The organism is bacterium (assembly GCA_004299235.1).
Taxonomy (GTDB): Bacteria; Chloroflexota; Dormibacteria; order Dormibacterales; family Dormibacteraceae; genus SCQL01.
Genome location: SCQL01000033.1, coordinates 43,757 through 60,423 on the forward strand (window position 1 = coordinate 43,757; position 16,667 = coordinate 60,423).

The window sequence follows — 16,667 nt, forward strand, 5'->3', positions numbered from 1 at the left end:
CGCCTGCTGGCGTGGATGGCAGAGCAGGACTTCGCCCGCCTGGTCGAAGGCGAATCCGAGCTCCTTCGCCTGGTGGAGCGGATCGTGGTCGAGAGCCACCGCCGGCTCTATGAGTCGGAGGGCCGGCCCTGGTCGAGGGCGATCGCCTACCGCTGGCTTCGCTACGAGGACCCGGCTCCGGTCGCCCGCCTGCGAGACGGTGTTAAGTGGCTGCGGCAAAGGGGTGCATCGTTCGACGCCGATGCTGTGGAGAAAGCGTGCAAGAAAGCCCTCATAAGCGGCTTTTTGAACTGAGGAAAGGGGTGTGGAGGAGTTGTGGAAAAAGATGCCCCAAGCAACCTTCCTGTTTACCCTGAAGTCCCCTATGCGTTTTTCGGTTTCCACCCCGGCTTGCGCCGGACCTTCCACCTAATCGACGTTCGGTATCCTCAGGTTTACCGTACTCAGCCGCTTGGGGCGACGCGAAAGTTAACAGGCGCTTATGGGCGCGTCAACGCCCAAGAAATTGGGACTGCCAGGCAAACCTTTGTGGGCTTGACACCGGCCGCGATGACCCGTTAGTGGGGCCTCCTAGAATGAGCCCACACCGACAGCCCCAAGACCGCAAGGAGAGTTGACCCATGCGCGAAGCCGTGATAGTGGAGGCAGTCCGAACACCGATCGGCCGGCGCAATGGCAAGCTCAAGGACGTGCATCCGGTCGTCCTCGGCTCTGTTGTGCTCAAAGAGATCATCAACCGCGCCGGCATCGCACCCGAGCTGGTCGAAGACGTGGTGTTCGGTTGCGTCAGCCAGGCCGGCGAGCAGGGCATCAACATCGCACGCAACGCTTGGCTCACCGCGGGCTTTCCGGTCACGACGCCGGCGACCACGGTCGACCGGCAGTGCGGTTCGAGCCAGCAGGCGATCCACTTCGCCGCCAACCTCATCCAGTCCGGCGTCTGCGACATCACGATCGCCGGCGGCGTGGAGTCGATGAGCCGCGTGCCGATGGGCTCCAACGCGGTGTCGCCCGGGTCACCGTTTCCACCCGAGCTGACCGAGCTCTACGACCTCGTGCCCCAGGGGATCTCCGCCGAGCTGATGGCGCGTAAGTACGGCGTCTCACGACGGCAGATGGACGAGTTCGGCGTCCGCAGCCATCACCTCGCGCACGAGGCGACCGAGAAGGGCTACTTGCAATCCCAGCTCATGCCCGTCGAGGTTCCGGTCGACGGCAACGGGCAGCGCGAGCTCTTCAGCCGGGACGAGGGCATCCGCTCGAACGCGAGCTACGAAGCGACGGCGGCCCTGCGGCCGGCATTCAATCCCGAGCACTCGATCACAGCAGGCAACTCGAGCCAGATTTCCGATGGCGGCGCCGCCGTGCTGCTCATGTCGCTCGAGAAGGCCAGGCAGCTCGGCCTCAAGCCTCGCGCCCGCATCCGCGCGCAGGCGGTCGTGGGCACGGACCCGGTCCTGATGCTGGAAGGTCCGATCCCGGGCACGGCCGCGGTGCTGAAGCGAGCCGGGCTGGACCTCAAGAGCATCGACCTGTTCGAGGTCAACGAAGCGTTCGCCTCAGTCGTGCTCGCGTGGCAGAAGGAGACCGGCGCTGACATGGACAAGACCAACGTCAATGGCGGCGCCATCGCGGTGGGCCATCCGCTGGGGGCGTCCGGCGCGATCCTGATGAATCGCCTGCTCTATGAGCTCGAGCGCCGCGATCTCCGCTATGGCCTGGAGACGATGTGCTGCGGCGGCGGGCTCGGCACTGCGACAATCATCGACCGGGTGATCGATTGAAAAGCGGGTTTGAGTCGCTCGGCGCGGTTCGCCCCCACGCGCTTCGTGACGGCGTCACCGCGCGCGCCATCAACGGCGAGCGCATCACAATGGCCGTCGTCGACCTGGACGCCGGGGCGGTGCTGCCGGAGCATCACCACGAGAACGAGCAGCTTGGGTTTGTCATCTCGGGCGTGATCACGATGCGCGTCGGACCTGAGAAGCGCGAGCTGCGGCCAGGCGACACCTACTCCATTCCAAGCCACGTTCCCCACGACGCCGTCGCCGGACCCGAAGGGTGCACGGTGGTCGATGTCTTCGCCCCGGTGCGCGCCGATTGGGCGGAGGTGAAGCGGACGGATCCCAGTCCAGGCCGCTGGCCGTGAACCGGCAGGAGTAAGTCCGGCTCCTCAGCCGCCGCGCCGAGATTTTTTCGGCAGGGGCCGGGAGAGGTGCGGCGAATCCCAGCAGAAGCGCAAGCGCCGGTCCTGCCACTCGCCTGAGTTGTAGATCCCGATCCGCGGCGTGGCCACCACGCGGCGGCGCGGCGCGTGGTCGTCGACGACGTAGAGGTGAGGCGGTCGCAGCGGCGCCCCGTTGAGGCCGCGGTCGATACCGAGCGCGCGGCACACCAGCCCGGGGCCGCCGCACCGCCCCACTCCCGGGCCGGGCTCCAGCGCGCGCACCAGCACGGCCTGAGGCACGCCGGCCGGCCGCGTGACGAAATTCAAGCAGTGGTGCATCCCATACGTGAAATAGACATACGCGTGGCCGGGCTCGCCGTACATGACGTCGTTACGCGGGCTGCGCCGGCCGCCGAAGGAATGCGCGGCCCGGTCGTCGGGGCCCAGGTAGGCCTCGACCTCGACGAGCCGGCCCCACGCCATCCGGCCGCCGATCTCACGGACCAGCACCTTGCCCAGCAGGTCTCGCGCCACGGCCACCGTGTCCCGTGCGAAGAACCCGGCGTCCAGGACCGCGCCTGACGGAGGCGCCCCGGCCGGTTCCAGCTCAGACGCCGGCCTGGCCAAGACGCTTGCGGCCCGCCTGGCGGCGGCGCTTGTCCACGTACAGGGCCTTGTCGGCGACCTGGTACATCGACTGCCAGTCCATCCCCGGCCGCCACGCCGCGATGCCGATGCTGAACTCGACCGGCACCGGCACCTTGGCGGATCGATTCATCTCCTCGAGCGATTGGCGCACGCGAGCCCCGACCTCGCGCGCCTCGCGCTCGTCGGCGTCGGGCATCGCGACTCCGAATTCGTCGCCGCCGAGGCGACCGCAGGTGTCAGTCGCGCGGACCGCTCGCTGCAGCTCCTGGGCCAGGACGCGAATCGCCTCGTCACCGGCGTGATGACCATGCGAGTCGTTCATCTCTTTGAGGTTGTCGAGGTCGAGCATCATGAGAGCGAGCGGGCGCTTGTGCCGGTCGGCGGCCGCCACCGCGCGGTCGATCGCCCGCTCGAACTCCGGCCGGTTGGCCAGGCCCGTGAGGTAGTCGGTCCTGGCCTCACGCGTGTGCTGACGGGCGCGGTCGAGGGCGACGGCGATCTGGTCCGCGACCGCGGCCACGAACTCCAGGTCACTCGACTCGAAGGTCCGGGGCAGGCGAGTGGCCACCGTCATCGCGCCCAGCAACACGCCTTTGGTCCTGAGCTCGGCCCGGATCGCGCTCCACTCGCCGGCGATGCGGTCGACCCGGGACTCGGCCGGTCCCGACGACACCTCCACCACCTTGACCAGGCCGGAGCGCCCGGTCTCGGAGAACTCCTCCTCCTCCCCCGGCTGCAACCCGATCGTCTTGGCCAGCTTCAGCTTCGCGCCTTCGCGAACCCACACCGCCCCCGCCTGGAGGGCGAGCACTTTGAGCGTCTCGCGCAATCCGACCTCGGCGATCTCGGCGACGTCCAGGGAGCGGCCGAGGGCGCTGGCGATGTGATACAGCCCGTGGAGCTCGCTCTGGCGGGCGCGGTGCCGGGTCTCGGTGTAGTCGAGATAGCCCCGGATGAAGCTCGAGTTCAGGTGCTCGATGACGTCCCCGAGCCGGCTCTGGGCGAGAAACAGGACCTCATCGGCGTACGTGCTCCCTCCCAGCTCCTCGGTGACGCGAGCGATCACCGCCCTGCGGAACACCGCCAGGCCCTCCGTCAGGGCCTCCAGGGGGATGCCCTTCTCGGCGTAACTGCGCGAGGCTTCACGGGCGAGCGTGTAGTACTCGTTCCAGGGCACCCGGGCGTCGGTGCGCAGCGAGCGGAACAACACTTCCAGGAACGCCACCGACGACTTGACAAGCTCCTCAACCGACCCATCCTTATGCGTCCGGAGGATGTCGGGCTCCATGGCGCGGAGGGATTCGGCGGCCACCAGGCCGCTTGCGGTGGCGTCGGCCGAGAGGCGGTCCGCCAGCTCGCCCAAGAGGTCGCTGGCCCGCTCACTCATGTCGGTGCACTATAGAGTGACGCAAGTGCCCCCGCGATCCTGCGGGACACGCTAAGCAAATGTGTAAGAGGGATTGATGGCTACAGTCACCAGGGGATCTTCGGGAAAGCTCGAGGAGTTGCTCGGAGGGGATGCTCAGAAGCTCCTCGAGCACCAGTGCCGGACGGTGCCCAAAGAGCAGCTCCACCTCCCCGGACCCGACTTCGTCGACCGGGTCTGGAAGGACAGCGACCGGCCGGTTCGGGTGCTGAGCAGCCTGCAGTCGATCTTCGACCACGGCCGGCTCGCCGGCACCGGCTACGTGTCCATCCTGCCCGTCGACCAAGGCATCGAGCACAGCGCGGGCGCCTCATTCGCCCCCAATCCAATCTACTTCGATGGCGGCAAGATCGTCGAGCTCGCGGTCGAGGGCGGCTGCAACGCCGTCGCCTCGACCTTCGGCGTCCTCGGCTCCATCGCCCGGCGCTACGCCCACCGCATCCCGTTCATCTGCAAGATCAACCACAACGAGCTGCTCACGTACCCGAACCACAGCGACCAGATCCTGTTCGGGACCGTCAAGGAGGCCTGGGAGCTGGGCGCCGTGGCGCTGGGCGCGACCATCTACTTCGGGTCGGCCGAATCCGACCGGCAGCTGCAGGAGATCGCCGCCGCCTTCCATCACGCCCACGAGCTCGGCATGGCGACGGTGCTGTGGTGCTACGTCCGCAACCCGGCGTTCAAGAAGGACGGAGTCAACTACGAGGGCGCCGCCGACCTGACCGGGCAGGCGAACCACCTCGGGGTCTCGATCGAGGCCGACATCATCAAGCAGAAGCTGCCCGACACCAATCGGGGCTTCGAGGTCATCGGCTTCGGCAGGACGGCCGCGGCGGTTTACGACCAGCTGACCACCGACCACCCGATCGATCTCTGCCGTTATCAGGTGGTCAACTGCTACATGGGGCGCTCCGGCCTGATCAATTCCGGGGGAGAGTCGAAAGGCGCCACCGACCTGAGGGAGGCCGTCAGGACGGCCGTCATCAACAAGCGCGCCGGTGGCATGGGGCTGATCAGCGGCCGGAAATCGTTCCAACGTCCGATGAAGGAGGGAGTCGAGTTACTGAACGCAATTCAGGACGTGTACCTGAACCCGTCCGTGACCATCGCGTAAAACTCGCGTTCCTGGGCACCGGGGCCGCGTTTTCACCGGACCGATACAACGGGGCGGTCGTGGTCGATGGCCGCCTGCTCCTCGATGGCGGCGCGCCGCTGCTGCCGCACATGCGTCGCGTCGGAGTGGATGCCGGCGACATCGAGGTCGTCTTCCTCACGCACTTCCACGGCGACCACACGCTCGGCCTGCCGCCCTTCGTGCTGCATCGCATCTTCGTCGATCCGCGCCCGATCACTTTCGTCGGCCCTCCGGGCATCGAGGAGAGGCTCGAGGCGCTGTGGGAGGTCAGCTGGGGCGCCGACTGGAAGGGCGTCATGCGCCCACAGTTCAACGCGACCTATGAGGTCGCCAAGGCGTCCGGGATTGCGGCCGGTCACGAATACGAGTCGATCAGGCTCGACCACGGCTCCAGCGGCAGCAGCGGGTACCGCATCCGTGTCGACGGCCGCATCCTCGCCTACTCGGGGGATACCGAGCCGACGGCGCCGCTGGATGAGCTGGTCGAGGGCGCGGACATCGCCATCGTCGAAGCGACCGGACCGGGAGACGTGTTCAGTCACATGAGCTGGGAAGCGGCCACGGACCTGAAGAAGCGCCATCCGAGGACCCGCTTCATGTTCAACCACCTTTACGTGGGCACCGTCGACGGCGCCGTCAACGACCTGCAGGTGATCGAAGTCTGAAGACCGGCAAGGTGGGCGCGGCCCTGTTGGGTGTTGTGGCGGGCGGGGTCGCGGGGGTCCTGGTGTTCGCGGCCTTCGTCGGGCTCGGTCTCCTGCTGATGAGCCGTGTCTCGAACGCCATCCCGGTCGTCATTCTCGCCCTCGCCGGCGCCTACGCCGGGTGGCTCCTGGGTGTCATCGTCTTCGGCGCCGTGCGCGGCGCCGATGTCGAAGCCCAGGGGGGACCGAGATGAGCCCTGATGCGCCACCGACCAAGCCTCTTCTCGACAAGCTCGGCGTCAGGGCCGGCGCGAGAGTGGCGGTCGTCGACATCGACGATCCCGGGTTCCTCACCCTGCTGCGTGAGCGCACCACCGATATCGTCCACAGCCGTCCGCGCGCACAATGCGACATGGTGTTTCTCGGAGCGCAGGACCACGACGACCTCCGGCGCTTGCACGAGGTCAAGAAATGGATCGAGCCCAATGGCGCGATCTGGGTCGTGAGGCCGAAGGGAGGGCGAGCCGCGCTGCGCGAGACCGACGTGATCGAGGCCGGGCTTGCCGCCGGGCTGGTGGACAACAAGATCGCCAGCTTCTCCCAGACTCACGGCGCGATGCGCTTCGTCTACCGGCTGCGCGACCGGCCGTCGCCGCGCCCGCGCCGGGCCCAGGCCGCGCCGTGACCGTGAACATCCGCCAGGCCGGCGCCGCGGACGTGCCCGTGATCGCGGAGCTCATCCGTGCACTCGCCCGCTTCGAAAAGTTGGAGCACGAGGTGACGATGACCGAGGAGCTCCTGGCGCTCGCTCTGTTCGGCGAGCGGCCCTATGCCGAGGCGCTGCTGGCCGAGGACGATGGACGGCCGATCGGCTTCGCCCTGTTCTTTCACACCTTCTCGACCTTTCTCGCCCTGCCCGGGATCCATCTCGAGGACCTGTTCGTCGTCCCTGAGCACCGCGGGCAAGGAGTTGGCCGTGCACTGCTGATGCATCTAGCGCACGTGGCGGTTGAACGTGGATGCGGGCGGCTCGAATGGTCCGTCCTCGACTGGAACACGGAGGCGATCGGTTTTTACGAGCGCCTGGGCGCCCGGCCAACTTCGGACTGGACCGTGTACCGCCTGGCCGGCGAGGCGCTCCGAGCGGTTGCGGGAGAATAGTCACCTGATGGAAGTGCTCAAGCCGAAAGCGATGGATGTTCATCCCGGAGAGGAGATCGCCGGCTGGGCGCGCGCTCAGCTCGAGATCGCCCGCTCGATCCTGGACAACCCGGGCGGCGGCCTGCTGTTCGCGACGCAGACGATCGGCCAGGTGAAGTCGGCGCTGCACGAGCGCGACGCCGCGCGCTGGGAAGACGTGGTCGCCGAGCTCGACCGGGCCGAGGATGCCGGCGTCCGGCGCGAGTTCGATGCCGCACGCGGCCGGCTTGACAAGGTCGTCGCCAAGCTCACATCCCACTAGCGCCGGCGGCCGCGTGACTGATCGGACGCGGCCGCGAATCTTCGATCCATGTCCGTAGTCCAGGCCCTGTTCATGGGCCTGCTGCAGGGCGCCACCGAGCTCTTCCCTGTCTCGTCGCTGGGCCACGCGGTGCTCCTGCCCAGCCTGCTGCACTGGAGCTTCAAGCAATCCGACCCGTCATTCGTCCCCTTTTTGGTGCTGCTCCATCTCGGCACGGCGGGAGCCCTTCTGGTCATCTACCGCGCGCAATGGGTGGCCATCGTCCGCGGCTTTTTCAGCGCCGCTGTGAGCGGCCGGATCCGCACCGACTCGGAACGATTGGCCATGCTGCTGCTGGTCGGAACGATTCCCGCCGGAATCCTCGGCGTCTATCTCGAGCATCAGCTGAAGAGGCTGTTCGCAAGCCCCAAGGCGGCGGTGGGATTCCTCATCGTCAATGGCCTCCTGATGCTCGGGGCCGAGGTCCTGAGACGCCGCGCGGAACACCGAGCGGCGCTCGCCGACAAGCCTCGCGAAGAGCAGGAGGCGCGCTTCGCGGAAGCCGAGCACATCAGCTTTCGCGCCGCGGCGCTGGTCGGCGCCTGCCAGGCCATGGCGCTCCTGCCCGGCATCTCGCGCTCGGGAGTCACCATCGCCGGCGGGCTGCTGGCCGGCCTCCGGCACCAGGAGGCGGCGCGCTTTTCCTTCTTGCTGGCCACGCCGATAATCGCGGCGGCGGGCCTGATCGAGGTACCGCAGCTCTTCTCGTCGCACGTGCCGATCGGTGAATACCTGGCGGGCGCGGTGCTGGCCTTCGCCGCCGCGTACCTGAGCGCGCGCTTCCTGCTCCGCTACTTCCGGTCGGGCCGCCTCGATCCCTACGGCTGGTACTGCGCCGCGGCCGGGCTCGTCAGCCTGACTTTGCTAACGTTTCGTCCGTGAGGGGAAACTCGCTGGCCGTCGCACTGGTGGCGCTCGCCGTCATCTTCGTGGTGGTGGCGGGCCTCTACGCCGTCGGTGCGATCCAGATCCTGGTCACCGACCCGCACGCCAAGCACCACTACACCCACGCCATCCTCTTCATCGCCCTGGCAGTCGCCAGCCTGGTCGCCGCGAACTTCGCCCGGTCGAAGACGGTCTAGTCAGCGGCGATCCTCGCCGGCACCTGCCGGCCTGACTCGTCGCGCTCACCGACCCGAACGTCCTCGTGGTACACGGCGTCGGCGTTGACCTTCCAGGGGTCGAACCCCGATCCCGTCGCGATGTTCCTTGCGACCAGGAGGGCGGTCATCATCGAGTGGTCCTGGTTGTTGTACTTGTGCATCCCGTTGCGCCCGACCAGGTGCAGGTTCCGCAGCCGCGTGCGGAGGTAATCGCGCACCACCTCCACGTTCGACTGGTAAGCGTCGTCGTAGACGGGATAGGCCTTCGGCTGGCGGACCACCACCCCATCGAAGACCTCGCCGGGCGAACAGATGCCCAGCTGGGCGAGCTCCCTGCCCGCCAGGTCGATGAGCGCGCCGTCGTCCGAGCTCCACAGGCCGTCGCCCTCGAAGCAGAAGTACTCCAGGCCCAAGCACGTCTTGCTTGGGTCCGGCACCATGTCAGGGCTCCAGTTCTTGAAGTTCTGGATGCGGCCGACGCGAACGCTCGGATCATGGATGTAGATCCAGTTGTCCGGGAACACATCGGCGCGATCGATCATCAGCGCCACGGTGATGAAGTCGCGATACGAGAGGCTGCCGGCGGCCCGCCGGACCGCTTCGGGTGGGGCGGGGTCGAGGCGCGTGATCAGCTCGCGGATCGGAATGCTCGAGATGAAATCGCTGCCGGCATGCTCTTCGGTCGCACCTGTCGCCGTGCGCGTCGTCACCGACCGGACGCGGCCGCCGTCGTGCTCGACTCGGACGACCGAGCGCCCGAGAAGCACCGGGTGGCCTTTCTCCTGGCTGATGCCGGCCACGCGCTCCCACATCTGGCCCGGCCCCAGCCGCGGGTAGCGGAACCTGTCGATCAGCGTGGTGACGATCTCACCACGGTGGCTCGGGCGCCGCTTCGGCAGCAGCGCACTGGTGATGACCAGCCACAGATCGAGGCTCTTGATGCGCTGCGCCGCCCAGTCGGCCGAGAGCTCCTTGGTGCTGATTCCCCATACCTTTTCCGTGTAGGTCTTGAAGAAGATGCTGTACAGGCGCCAGCCGAACTGGTTGCGAACCCAATCCTCCAGGCTCCGAGGGTGCTTGACGGGCTGAAGGCGCGCCCACGCGTAGCTCGCCAAGCAGCGCACCGTCTCCAGCGGCCCCAGGTTCCGCAGCGCGTTGGCGGCCTTCAGCGGATAGGCAAAGAACCGGCCGCGGTAGTAGATCCGCGAGAGGCGGTCGCGCGTGAGCATCTCGGGCCCGAGGATCTCGGTCCACAGGTCCTCGACCTCCTGGTTCTTGGAGAAGAAACGATGGCCGCCGATGTCGAAGCGGTACCCGTTGCGCTCCGCCGTGCGGGCGAGACCGCCCACCTGCCTAGGGTCCTGCTCGAGCACCGTCGTCGGGACGTCGTGCTTGAGCAGTTCGTAGCCGGCCGTCAGGCCGGCGGGGCCCGCGCCCATGATCACGACGTGCCGGCGCTCGCCCTCGGCGACCAAAGTCCCCACAGGGTATCAACGCGGCTTGGCCGTTCAGCGGTCCTTCGGGTTAGTCGACCGGCCCTTGGCTGCGGACTTCGTCGACTCTGACCAGGGCCTCGCGAAGGCCTTTGATCCAATCCGCCTGGTGCATCCCCACCAGTCGCACGCACCAGGCAAGCGCGTCGCTGCGGCTGCGGGCCACCCCGCCCGCGACGAGGGTGTCCAGGATGGAGCGCTCGGACATGCGCAGGCGGGTCATGACCGGGGCGCTGAGAGTGGTGAAGACCTTCGTCTCCGCGCCACAGCTGGCACCCCAGGCGACCTTGCGGCGGAAGTGACGCTCGGCCTCTCGGGCGATCCTCACCCGCTCGTCTCGAGTCTCCTCCCGGAAGCGGTCGATGCGAGCCTCCCGAGCCGCGGCGCGGCCCTCGGCCGAGGTGCCGCTGGCGAGCTCGACGTCAGGCAGGATCCCGACGACCAGGATCTCCTCTCCATCGGAGGTGACCTCCGGCGGGCCGTAAAACCAGGTCTTGGGGAGCCTGGAGGCAAACCAGGCGCGAATGTCCTCGGCCATCAATTACAAGATTACTGCGCCCGCCCGCCGGCGGACTTGCGGCGCCCTCTAGGCGGCGGCCTCCTGCGGCTTCGGACCGAGCAGCTTCAGCTCCTCCACGATCACCTCGGTGCGCGAGCGCTTCTGGCCGGCGGTGTCCTGCCACGAACTCGTCTGCAGCCGGCCGTCCGCGTAGACCAACCGGCCCTTGCGCAGGTACTGGCCGGCAACCTCCGCCTGCCTGCCGAAGAGCACGAGGTGATGGAATTCGGTCGCCTCTTTCGGATTGCCGTCCTCGTCCTTGCCCGTGTACGTGTTGGTCGCCAGCCGCAGGTTGGCGACGTGCACGCCTTTCGGCGTCGCCTTGACGTCCGGGTCCGCCGCCAGGTGGCCGACGAGAATCACCTTGTTGACCATTCGAAACACCTCCGTGAATGCCGGGCGCGCGCGGGGCGCACCTCGAATGCCGGGAGCGCGCGGGGCGCACTTCAAACCTGCCCGCAGCGTAAATGCGCACGGCAGGCCTGCAAACCCAGGTGGTTAAGGGTCAAGACGCCAGCCACGCCTCCGGGTCGACCGAGCGCCCGTCGACCTGGACCTCGAAGTGGACGTGGGCACCGGTCGCCCTGCCGGTAGCGCCGACCTCGCCGATCACCTGGCCGGCGCTGACCGCCTGACCCTCGGCGACGCCGATGACCGACAGGTGGCCGTAGAAGACGCGCACGTGCGCGGCGGCCGTGACCAGGACGTAGCGCCCCGCGCCTTCAGGATCGAATCCGACGTGCGCCGTCCCCGCCGTGGCGGAGTGGACGGCGGAGCCGATCGGAGCGGCCAGGTCGACGCCGGTGTGCACGTGCCGGCCGGGGCAGAACGGGTCGAATGGCTCCAGCTCGAGGCTCGTGCACCCGAACGGCTGGCTGACGCGCGCGCCCGGGACGACCGCACCCATGGGCAGCCTCACGTGGCTCGGAACTTGCGAGGCGATCACCATCCAGACCAGGAGAGCGCCGGCGCCGAGCCCGGCCGCACGCAGCAGGGCGATCACGCCGCGTGCGCGACCAGGTGCTCGAAGCCGTGAAACGCGTGCGTTAGCGCCGACTCCAGCCGGTGAGCCGCCTTCTCGGCGCCTCCCATCGCACCGGGCACCTTGAAGACGATCAGCAGCGAGGCCAGCGCGAACAGGTGATGGACCGGCGAGTGGCCGCCGTTCTCCAACCCGAAGCCGATCGCCAGGACGAAGAGCTGCGCCGGCTGCATCAGCAGGTTGGTGATCAGGAGCGAGCTCCAAAGCTTCGACATGTGATGGGTCTCAGGCAGCGTGAAAAGCAGACCCGCAAGCGGCGCCGTGATGGCGAGCACGATGAGGATCGCGTAGCGGACCAGGTACGTGATCGCGAGCACGTCGTAACCGGCCGCCAGCGCGCCGGTGGTGACGATCTGCCAGGCCCCGGCGGTCTGGTCGAGCCCGTAGTTGTTCCACCAGTCGTTCCAGTTCGGGATCGTGCCGAAGCTGTAAACGGCGGCGCTGAGGGTGTTGCTGATCTGAACCGTGGCCTGGAACAGCGGCAGGGCGAAGTTGATCAGCACCACGCCCATGAACAGGCGCGGCAGCAGGATGCGGGCCGTGTACTGGGTGCGAAGCCCGTGGCCCCACATGATTCGATACGAGGCCCAGACCGCGACCAGGACGAGGGCTGAGTCCGCCACCGCCTGGACCGCGGGCTCGAAACGCTGGATCGTCAGGTTGGTGACGAAATCGCCGCCGGTTTCGAAGTCGGTGATGCTGAGGATGAACCCGAACCAGACCTTCAACAGGAGACCGAGGCTGTTGTCGACCAGCCACGCCACCACCAGGTTGGGGTGCCCGAGGGGCCACAGGGCGCCGTCGATCCGGCCGACCGTCTCGTAGATCAGCTTCAGGTAGCTGTAGATCTGGTCCATCGGCGGTCAGCGGCTCGATGCTGGCACCGAGTTGGTCAGGATGTTGACCAGCGAGCCGGCGACCTCGACGCCGATCGTCCCCACGACGATGCGCTGAATCCACTGCTTGGCGGCCAGCGCCGACTTCGACTCCGCCGCGGTGATCTTCCAGATGAAGGCGAATATGAAGGCCAGGATCCCGATCGATCCGACCAGCGCCTGGCCGATGTTGATCCAGGTGTTGATCAGATCCTTGAGCTTCGAGATATCCGGATCCGCGGCTGCCAAGAATTCCATGTCAGGCCTCCTGCGCGTTTCTTCGCAGGCTACGTTCGGCCCGGTCCCACGGGAACCCCGCCTGTTAAGCCGTCCAGGTCGTGGAGCCAAGGGCAGCCGTGGCCTAACCTACCTTCGTGGCTCGGAAGCTCGCCGAGTACGAAGCCAAGAGAGATTTCCAACGCACGCCCGAACCCGGCGCCAGGGTGCCGCGCCAAGGCGCCAGGGCGCCGCGGTTCGTCGTCCAGGAGCACCACGCTCGGCGCCTGCACTGGGACTTCCGCCTGGAACGCGACGGCGTGCTCGTCTCATGGGCGGTGCCGAAGGGCATCCCGCCCGATCCGAAGAAGAATCATCTGGCGGTTCACGTCGAGGATCATCCCCTCGACTACATCGACTTCGCCGGTCAGATCCCGGCCGGCAACTACGGGGCGGGCCAGGTCTCGATCTGGGACCACGGCACCTACGACACCGAGAAGTGGTCGGATCGCGAGGTGATGGTCACCCTGCGCGGCGAGCGGCTGAACGGACGCTACGTGCTCTTCCAGACCGGCGGCGACAACTGGATGATCCACCGGATGGACCCGCCCCAGGATCCCGACCGCCAGCCGATGCCCGAGCGCATCGAACCCATGATGGCCAAGCTCAGCTCGGCCCTACCCTCGCCGGACGCGGGCTGGGGGTTCGAGTTCAAGTGGGACGGCATTCGCGCGCTGGCGCACGTCGAAGGCGGGCGCGTGAGGCTCATCAGCCGCAGCGGCGAGGACGTCACGGCCCGCTATCCGGAGGTGCACCCCATGGGCCGTGCGCTCGGATCGCGTGAGGTGATCCTCGACGGCGAGGTCGTCGCCCTCGACGAAAGGGGACGGCCGAGCTTCGAGGAGATCCAGCAGCGCATGGGCCTCAGCTCGGAGCCGGAGGTCCGCCGCAAGATGAAGCTCGTGCCGGTGACGTACATGATCTTCGACCTGCTGTGGCGGGACGGCCATTCCCTGCTGGCGACGCCCTACGACGAGCGCCGCCGCCTGCTCGCGCGGCTCGAGCTGAGCGGTGCATCTTGGCAGACGCCACCGTTCGAAAGGGGCGGCGGCCGGGCGATGCTCGATGCCAGCGCCAAGGCGGGGCTCGAAGGCGTGATGGCGAAGCGGCTCGACTCGCGCTACGAGCCCGGGCGGCGAGGCGGCGCCTGGCTGAAGATCAAGAACCGCGGCCGTCAGGAGCTGGTGATCGGAGGCTGGCTGGAAGGCGAGGGCAAGCGCCGCGGACACCCGGGCGCTCTGCTCGTCGGCCATTACGACCACGGCAAGCTGGTCTATGCCGGCAAGGTGGGCACCGGGTTCACGGATGCGATGCTGGACAGGTTGCACGACCTTTTGCAGCCGCTGGCCCAGGACTCCAGCCCGTTCGAGGTCGGTTCACCGCCCCGGGCCGCCAATTTCGTCAAGCCCAGGCTCGTGGCCGAGTTCGAGTTCGTGGAGTGGACGCGGTCCGGCCAGCTGCGAGCGCCGTCGTTCAAAGGCCTGCGCACCGACAAGCCCGCACGCGAGGTCGTACGCGAAGGTGGCTAAGGAGACCTCTGTCGAAGTCCAGATCGACGGCCGCACGCTCAAGCTCACCAACCTGGAGAAGGTCCTGTACCCGGAGGTCGGGTTCACCAAGGCCCAGGTGATCGACTACTACACGCGCATGGCTCCGGTCATCCTGCCTCACACGCGCGACCACCCGCTGACCCTCAAGCGGTATCCCAACGGGGTCGACGCGGAGTTCTTCTACGAGAAGAACTGCCCCAAGCACCGGCCGCCGTGGGTGCAGACCGCAACCGTGTGGAGCGGCGGCAACAACCGCGACATGTACTACTGCCTGGCGCAGGACCTGCCCACGCTCGTCTGGCTGGGCAACCTGGCGACGCTGGAGTTCCACACCTCGCTCTCCCGCGCCGACGACCTGCCCCAGCCACGGACTCTCGTCTTCGACCTCGACCCCGGGCCGCCCGCGACCATCGTCGAGTGCTGCCGTGTCGGGTTTATGGTGCGCGACCTCTTCGCCGAGCACGGCCTCGAGTGCTGCGCCAAGACCTCGGGCTCGAAGGGCCTGCAGCTCTATGTGCCGCTCAACACCAAGGTCTCGTACGTCGAGACCAAGGTCGTCTCGAAGGGCCTCGCCCAGCACTTCGAGGAGCGGCATCCCGACAAGGTCGTGCACAAGCAGCTGAAGGAGCTGCGCACGGGCCGCGTGCTCATCGATTGGAGCCAGAACGACCAGTACAAGACGACCGTCAACGTCTACTCCCTGCGCGCGCGGGCGAGGCCCACCGTTTCAACGCCCGTGACGTGGGCGGAGGTGGAGGAGTGCGCCAGGGCCGGCGACCCGAGCCTTCTGGTTTTCGACTCCGAGCAGGTGCTCGCACGCGTCGCCAGGCATGGCGATCTCTTCGAGCCGGTGCTCAGCAAGAAGCAGAAGCTGCCGAAGTCGCTGGTCGAAGCCATGGGCGGAGCGACCGCGCTGGAGAAGATGGCGAACCGCCGTCGGGGCACCGGGCGATTCCCCAATCCGGCTGACGGGTGACCCGGCCGCGGGTCGTCATCGCCGGCGCCGGGTTTGGAGGCCTCACGTGCGCGCGCGCCCTGAAGAGAGCCCCGGTGGATGTTCTGCTCGTGGATCGCAACAACTACCACCTCTTCACTCCGCTCCTGTACCAGGTCGCCTCGGCGCTTCTCGACCCAGGCGAGATCGCGCGGCCGGTCCGCGAGCTGATCCGCCCGCTGTCGAACGTCGAGTTCAGGCAGGCGGAGGTGAGCGGAGCCGACCTGCAACAGCGTCGATTGCTGACCGACCACGGACCGATTCCCTACGACTATCTGGTCCTGGCCACCGGCAGCCAGAGCGATTACTTCGGCAACGAGTCGCTGGCGCGCCACGCGTTCGGGCTCAAACGGCTGGACGAAGGGCTGGCGCTGCGCAATCGCATCCTGGGTCAGCTCGAAGCCTCACGCTGGGCGACCGATCGGGAGCAGCGCCACGCGCTGCTCACATTTGCCGTCATCGGCGGCGGCCCGACCGGCGTCGAGCTGGCGGGCGCGCTCTCCGAGCTCATCCGCCTGGTGCTCCGCAAGGACTACCGCGACCTCGACCTCGGCGAGGTCCGCGTCCTCCTGCTCGAGGCGGCCGGCTCCCTGCTGGCGGGCTTCGTGCCCAAGCTGCGCGAGGCCGCGCGCCAATCCCTGGAGAAAAAGGCCGTCGAAGTGATGTTCGGGGCCAAGGTCGAGGCGGTGACCGCGAACACCATCCGCCTGGCCGGCGGACGGGAGATCGCCGCCGGCACCGTCGTTTGGACGGCCGGGGTCAGGGCGTCCGCCGTCGGCCGGGCGATCGGGGTGGAGGTCGGCCGCCAGGCCCGGATCAAAGTCGACCCCAGCCTGCAGGTGCCAGGGCACCCGCTGGTGTTCGCGATCGGCGACCTGGCCGCGGCGACCGACCGTGGCGAGCCGCTGCCGATGCTCATCCCGGTGGCGATGCAGGAGGGGCGGCAGGTGGCGGCCACGATCTGGGACCTGGCGCGCAATGGTGGAGTGAGGGCGTTCGTCTACCGGGATCCCGGGATCATGGCGACCATCGGGCGCAACTCCGCCGTCGCCGAGTTCGGGCCGGTTCACCTGTCCGGGTTCTTCGGCTGGCTGATGTGGCTGGCGGTGCATCTGGTCAACGTGATCAGCTTCCGCAGCCGCATCCTGGTCCTGGTCAACTGGGCGTGGGACTACCTCTTCTACGACCGGCCGATCCGGCTCATCGTGCGCGCCGGCAGCGACCGGCTCGATCGCGAAGGGCACTGACCCAGGG

At 67.7% G+C, this 16,667-nt stretch carries 22 protein-coding genes; 14 read left to right on the top strand and 8 right to left on the bottom strand.

The features are described 5' to 3' along the window. Window positions 1-15: 15 nt before the first annotated feature. The 3 genes from EPN29_12630 (at window position 16) to EPN29_12640 (ending at window position 2,149) form a co-directional block, all read left to right on the top strand. On the top strand, window positions 16-294 hold the full coding sequence (locus tag EPN29_12630; GenBank protein TAN31500.1) for a hypothetical protein: 279 nt from the start codon (window positions 16-18) through the stop codon (window positions 292-294). Between the two features lie 326 nt (window positions 295-620). Further along, window positions 621-1,784, top strand: coding sequence for a thiolase family protein (locus EPN29_12635; protein TAN31501.1), 1,164 nt, complete (start codon window positions 621-623; stop codon window positions 1,782-1,784). After that, the gene (locus tag EPN29_12640; GenBank protein ID TAN31502.1) at window positions 1,781-2,149 is read left to right on the top strand and encodes a cupin domain-containing protein; all 369 of its coding nucleotides are present in this window, start codon (window positions 1,781-1,783) and stop codon (window positions 2,147-2,149) included. Before EPN29_12635 ends, EPN29_12640 begins: the two co-directional genes overlap by 4 nt. Before the next feature lie 24 nt (window positions 2,150-2,173). On the opposite strand, the gene EPN29_12645 is transcribed toward EPN29_12640, so the two are convergent. Both EPN29_12645 and EPN29_12650 read right to left on the bottom strand, forming a co-directional pair. After that, window positions 2,174-2,737 carry a DNA-3-methyladenine glycosylase gene (locus EPN29_12645; protein ID TAN31609.1) on the bottom strand — a complete coding sequence of 188 codons (564 nt, stop codon included), beginning with the start codon at window positions 2,735-2,737 and terminating at the stop codon, window positions 2,174-2,176. 37 nt (window positions 2,738-2,774) lie between these two features. Further along, a complete protein-coding gene (locus tag EPN29_12650; GenBank protein TAN31503.1) occupies window positions 2,775-4,202 on the bottom strand; it encodes a GGDEF domain-containing protein in 1,428 nt (475 codons plus the stop codon). 76 nt (window positions 4,203-4,278) lie between these two features. Between EPN29_12650 and EPN29_12655 the strand changes: the two genes are divergently transcribed. From EPN29_12655 to EPN29_12690, 8 genes are all read left to right on the top strand, one after another. Then, complete coding sequence (locus EPN29_12655; protein ID TAN31504.1) at window positions 4,279-5,355, top strand: class I fructose-bisphosphate aldolase; 1,077 nt, start codon at window positions 4,279-4,281, stop codon at window positions 5,353-5,355. 59 nt (window positions 5,356-5,414) lie between these two features. Beyond that, window positions 5,415-6,041: a ribonuclease Z gene (locus EPN29_12660; GenBank protein ID TAN31505.1), complete on the top strand. Its 627-nt coding sequence runs from the start codon at window positions 5,415-5,417 to the stop codon at window positions 6,039-6,041. An 11-nt stretch (window positions 6,042-6,052) separates the two neighbouring features. Beyond that, complete coding sequence (locus EPN29_12665; GenBank protein TAN31506.1) at window positions 6,053-6,274, top strand: hypothetical protein; 222 nt, start codon at window positions 6,053-6,055, stop codon at window positions 6,272-6,274. After that, on the top strand, window positions 6,271-6,705 hold the full coding sequence (locus EPN29_12670; GenBank protein ID TAN31507.1) for a DUF3052 family protein: 435 nt from the start codon (window positions 6,271-6,273) through the stop codon (window positions 6,703-6,705). The genes EPN29_12665 and EPN29_12670 overlap by 4 nt, the downstream gene beginning before the upstream one ends. Window positions 6,706-6,803: 98 nt before the next feature. Beyond that, window positions 6,804-7,181 (top strand): GNAT family N-acetyltransferase, encoded by a 378-nt coding sequence (locus tag EPN29_12675; GenBank protein TAN31610.1) that lies wholly within the window; start codon window positions 6,804-6,806, stop codon window positions 7,179-7,181. A gap of 7 nt (window positions 7,182-7,188) precedes the next feature. Then, window positions 7,189-7,482, top strand: a complete 294-nt coding sequence (locus tag EPN29_12680) for a hypothetical protein (GenBank protein TAN31508.1) — start codon at window positions 7,189-7,191, stop codon at window positions 7,480-7,482. 48 nt (window positions 7,483-7,530) lie between these two features. Then, a complete protein-coding gene (locus tag EPN29_12685; protein TAN31509.1) occupies window positions 7,531-8,403 on the top strand; it encodes an undecaprenyl-diphosphate phosphatase in 873 nt (290 codons plus the stop codon). Continuing rightward, the gene (locus tag EPN29_12690) at window positions 8,400-8,603 is read left to right on the top strand and encodes a hypothetical protein (GenBank protein ID TAN31510.1); all 204 of its coding nucleotides are present in this window, start codon (window positions 8,400-8,402) and stop codon (window positions 8,601-8,603) included. The genes EPN29_12685 and EPN29_12690 overlap by 4 nt, the downstream gene beginning before the upstream one ends. Here EPN29_12690 and EPN29_12695 read toward each other — a convergent pair. From EPN29_12695 to EPN29_12720, 6 genes are all read right to left on the bottom strand, one after another. Beyond that, window positions 8,600-10,063 carry an NAD(P)/FAD-dependent oxidoreductase gene (locus EPN29_12695; protein ID TAN31611.1) on the bottom strand — a complete coding sequence of 488 codons (1,464 nt, stop codon included), beginning with the start codon at window positions 10,061-10,063 and terminating at the stop codon, window positions 8,600-8,602. The two genes, EPN29_12690 and EPN29_12695, sit on opposite strands and share 4 nt — an antisense overlap. An 85-nt stretch (window positions 10,064-10,148) precedes the next feature. Continuing rightward, entirely contained in the window at window positions 10,149-10,655 is a 507-nt protein-coding gene (locus EPN29_12700; GenBank protein ID TAN31511.1) for a hypothetical protein, read from the bottom strand. Window positions 10,656-10,703: 48 nt separating this feature from the next. Then, window positions 10,704-11,051 carry a single-stranded DNA-binding protein gene (ssb, locus tag EPN29_12705; protein TAN31512.1) on the bottom strand — a complete coding sequence of 116 codons (348 nt, stop codon included), beginning with the start codon at window positions 11,049-11,051 and terminating at the stop codon, window positions 10,704-10,706. A gap of 130 nt (window positions 11,052-11,181) precedes the next feature. After that, window positions 11,182-11,679, bottom strand: a complete 498-nt coding sequence (locus tag EPN29_12710; protein ID TAN31513.1) for a M23 family metallopeptidase — start codon at window positions 11,677-11,679, stop codon at window positions 11,182-11,184. Further along, window positions 11,676-12,575 carry a hypothetical protein gene (locus EPN29_12715; protein TAN31514.1) on the bottom strand — a complete coding sequence of 300 codons (900 nt, stop codon included), beginning with the start codon at window positions 12,573-12,575 and terminating at the stop codon, window positions 11,676-11,678. The genes EPN29_12710 and EPN29_12715 overlap by 4 nt, the downstream gene beginning before the upstream one ends. A 6-nt stretch (window positions 12,576-12,581) precedes the next feature. Next, a complete protein-coding gene (locus tag EPN29_12720; GenBank protein ID TAN31515.1) occupies window positions 12,582-12,851 on the bottom strand; it encodes a hypothetical protein in 270 nt (89 codons plus the stop codon). Between the two features lie 116 nt (window positions 12,852-12,967). On the opposite strand from EPN29_12720, the gene EPN29_12725 reads away from it, so the two are divergent. The 3 genes from EPN29_12725 to EPN29_12735 are packed head-to-tail and all read left to right on the top strand — an operon-like array spanning window position 12,968 to window position 16,660. Beyond that, window positions 12,968-14,398 (top strand): DNA ligase, encoded by a 1,431-nt coding sequence (locus EPN29_12725; protein ID TAN31516.1) that lies wholly within the window; start codon window positions 12,968-12,970, stop codon window positions 14,396-14,398. Continuing rightward, window positions 14,391-15,395 (top strand): ATP-dependent DNA ligase, encoded by a 1,005-nt coding sequence (locus tag EPN29_12730; protein ID TAN31517.1) that lies wholly within the window; start codon window positions 14,391-14,393, stop codon window positions 15,393-15,395. Before EPN29_12725 ends, EPN29_12730 begins: the two co-directional genes overlap by 8 nt. Next, the gene (locus tag EPN29_12735) at window positions 15,392-16,660 is read left to right on the top strand and encodes an NAD(P)/FAD-dependent oxidoreductase (protein TAN31518.1); all 1,269 of its coding nucleotides are present in this window, start codon (window positions 15,392-15,394) and stop codon (window positions 16,658-16,660) included. The genes EPN29_12730 and EPN29_12735 overlap by 4 nt, the downstream gene beginning before the upstream one ends. The last annotated feature ends 7 nt before the right edge of the window (window positions 16,661-16,667 follow it).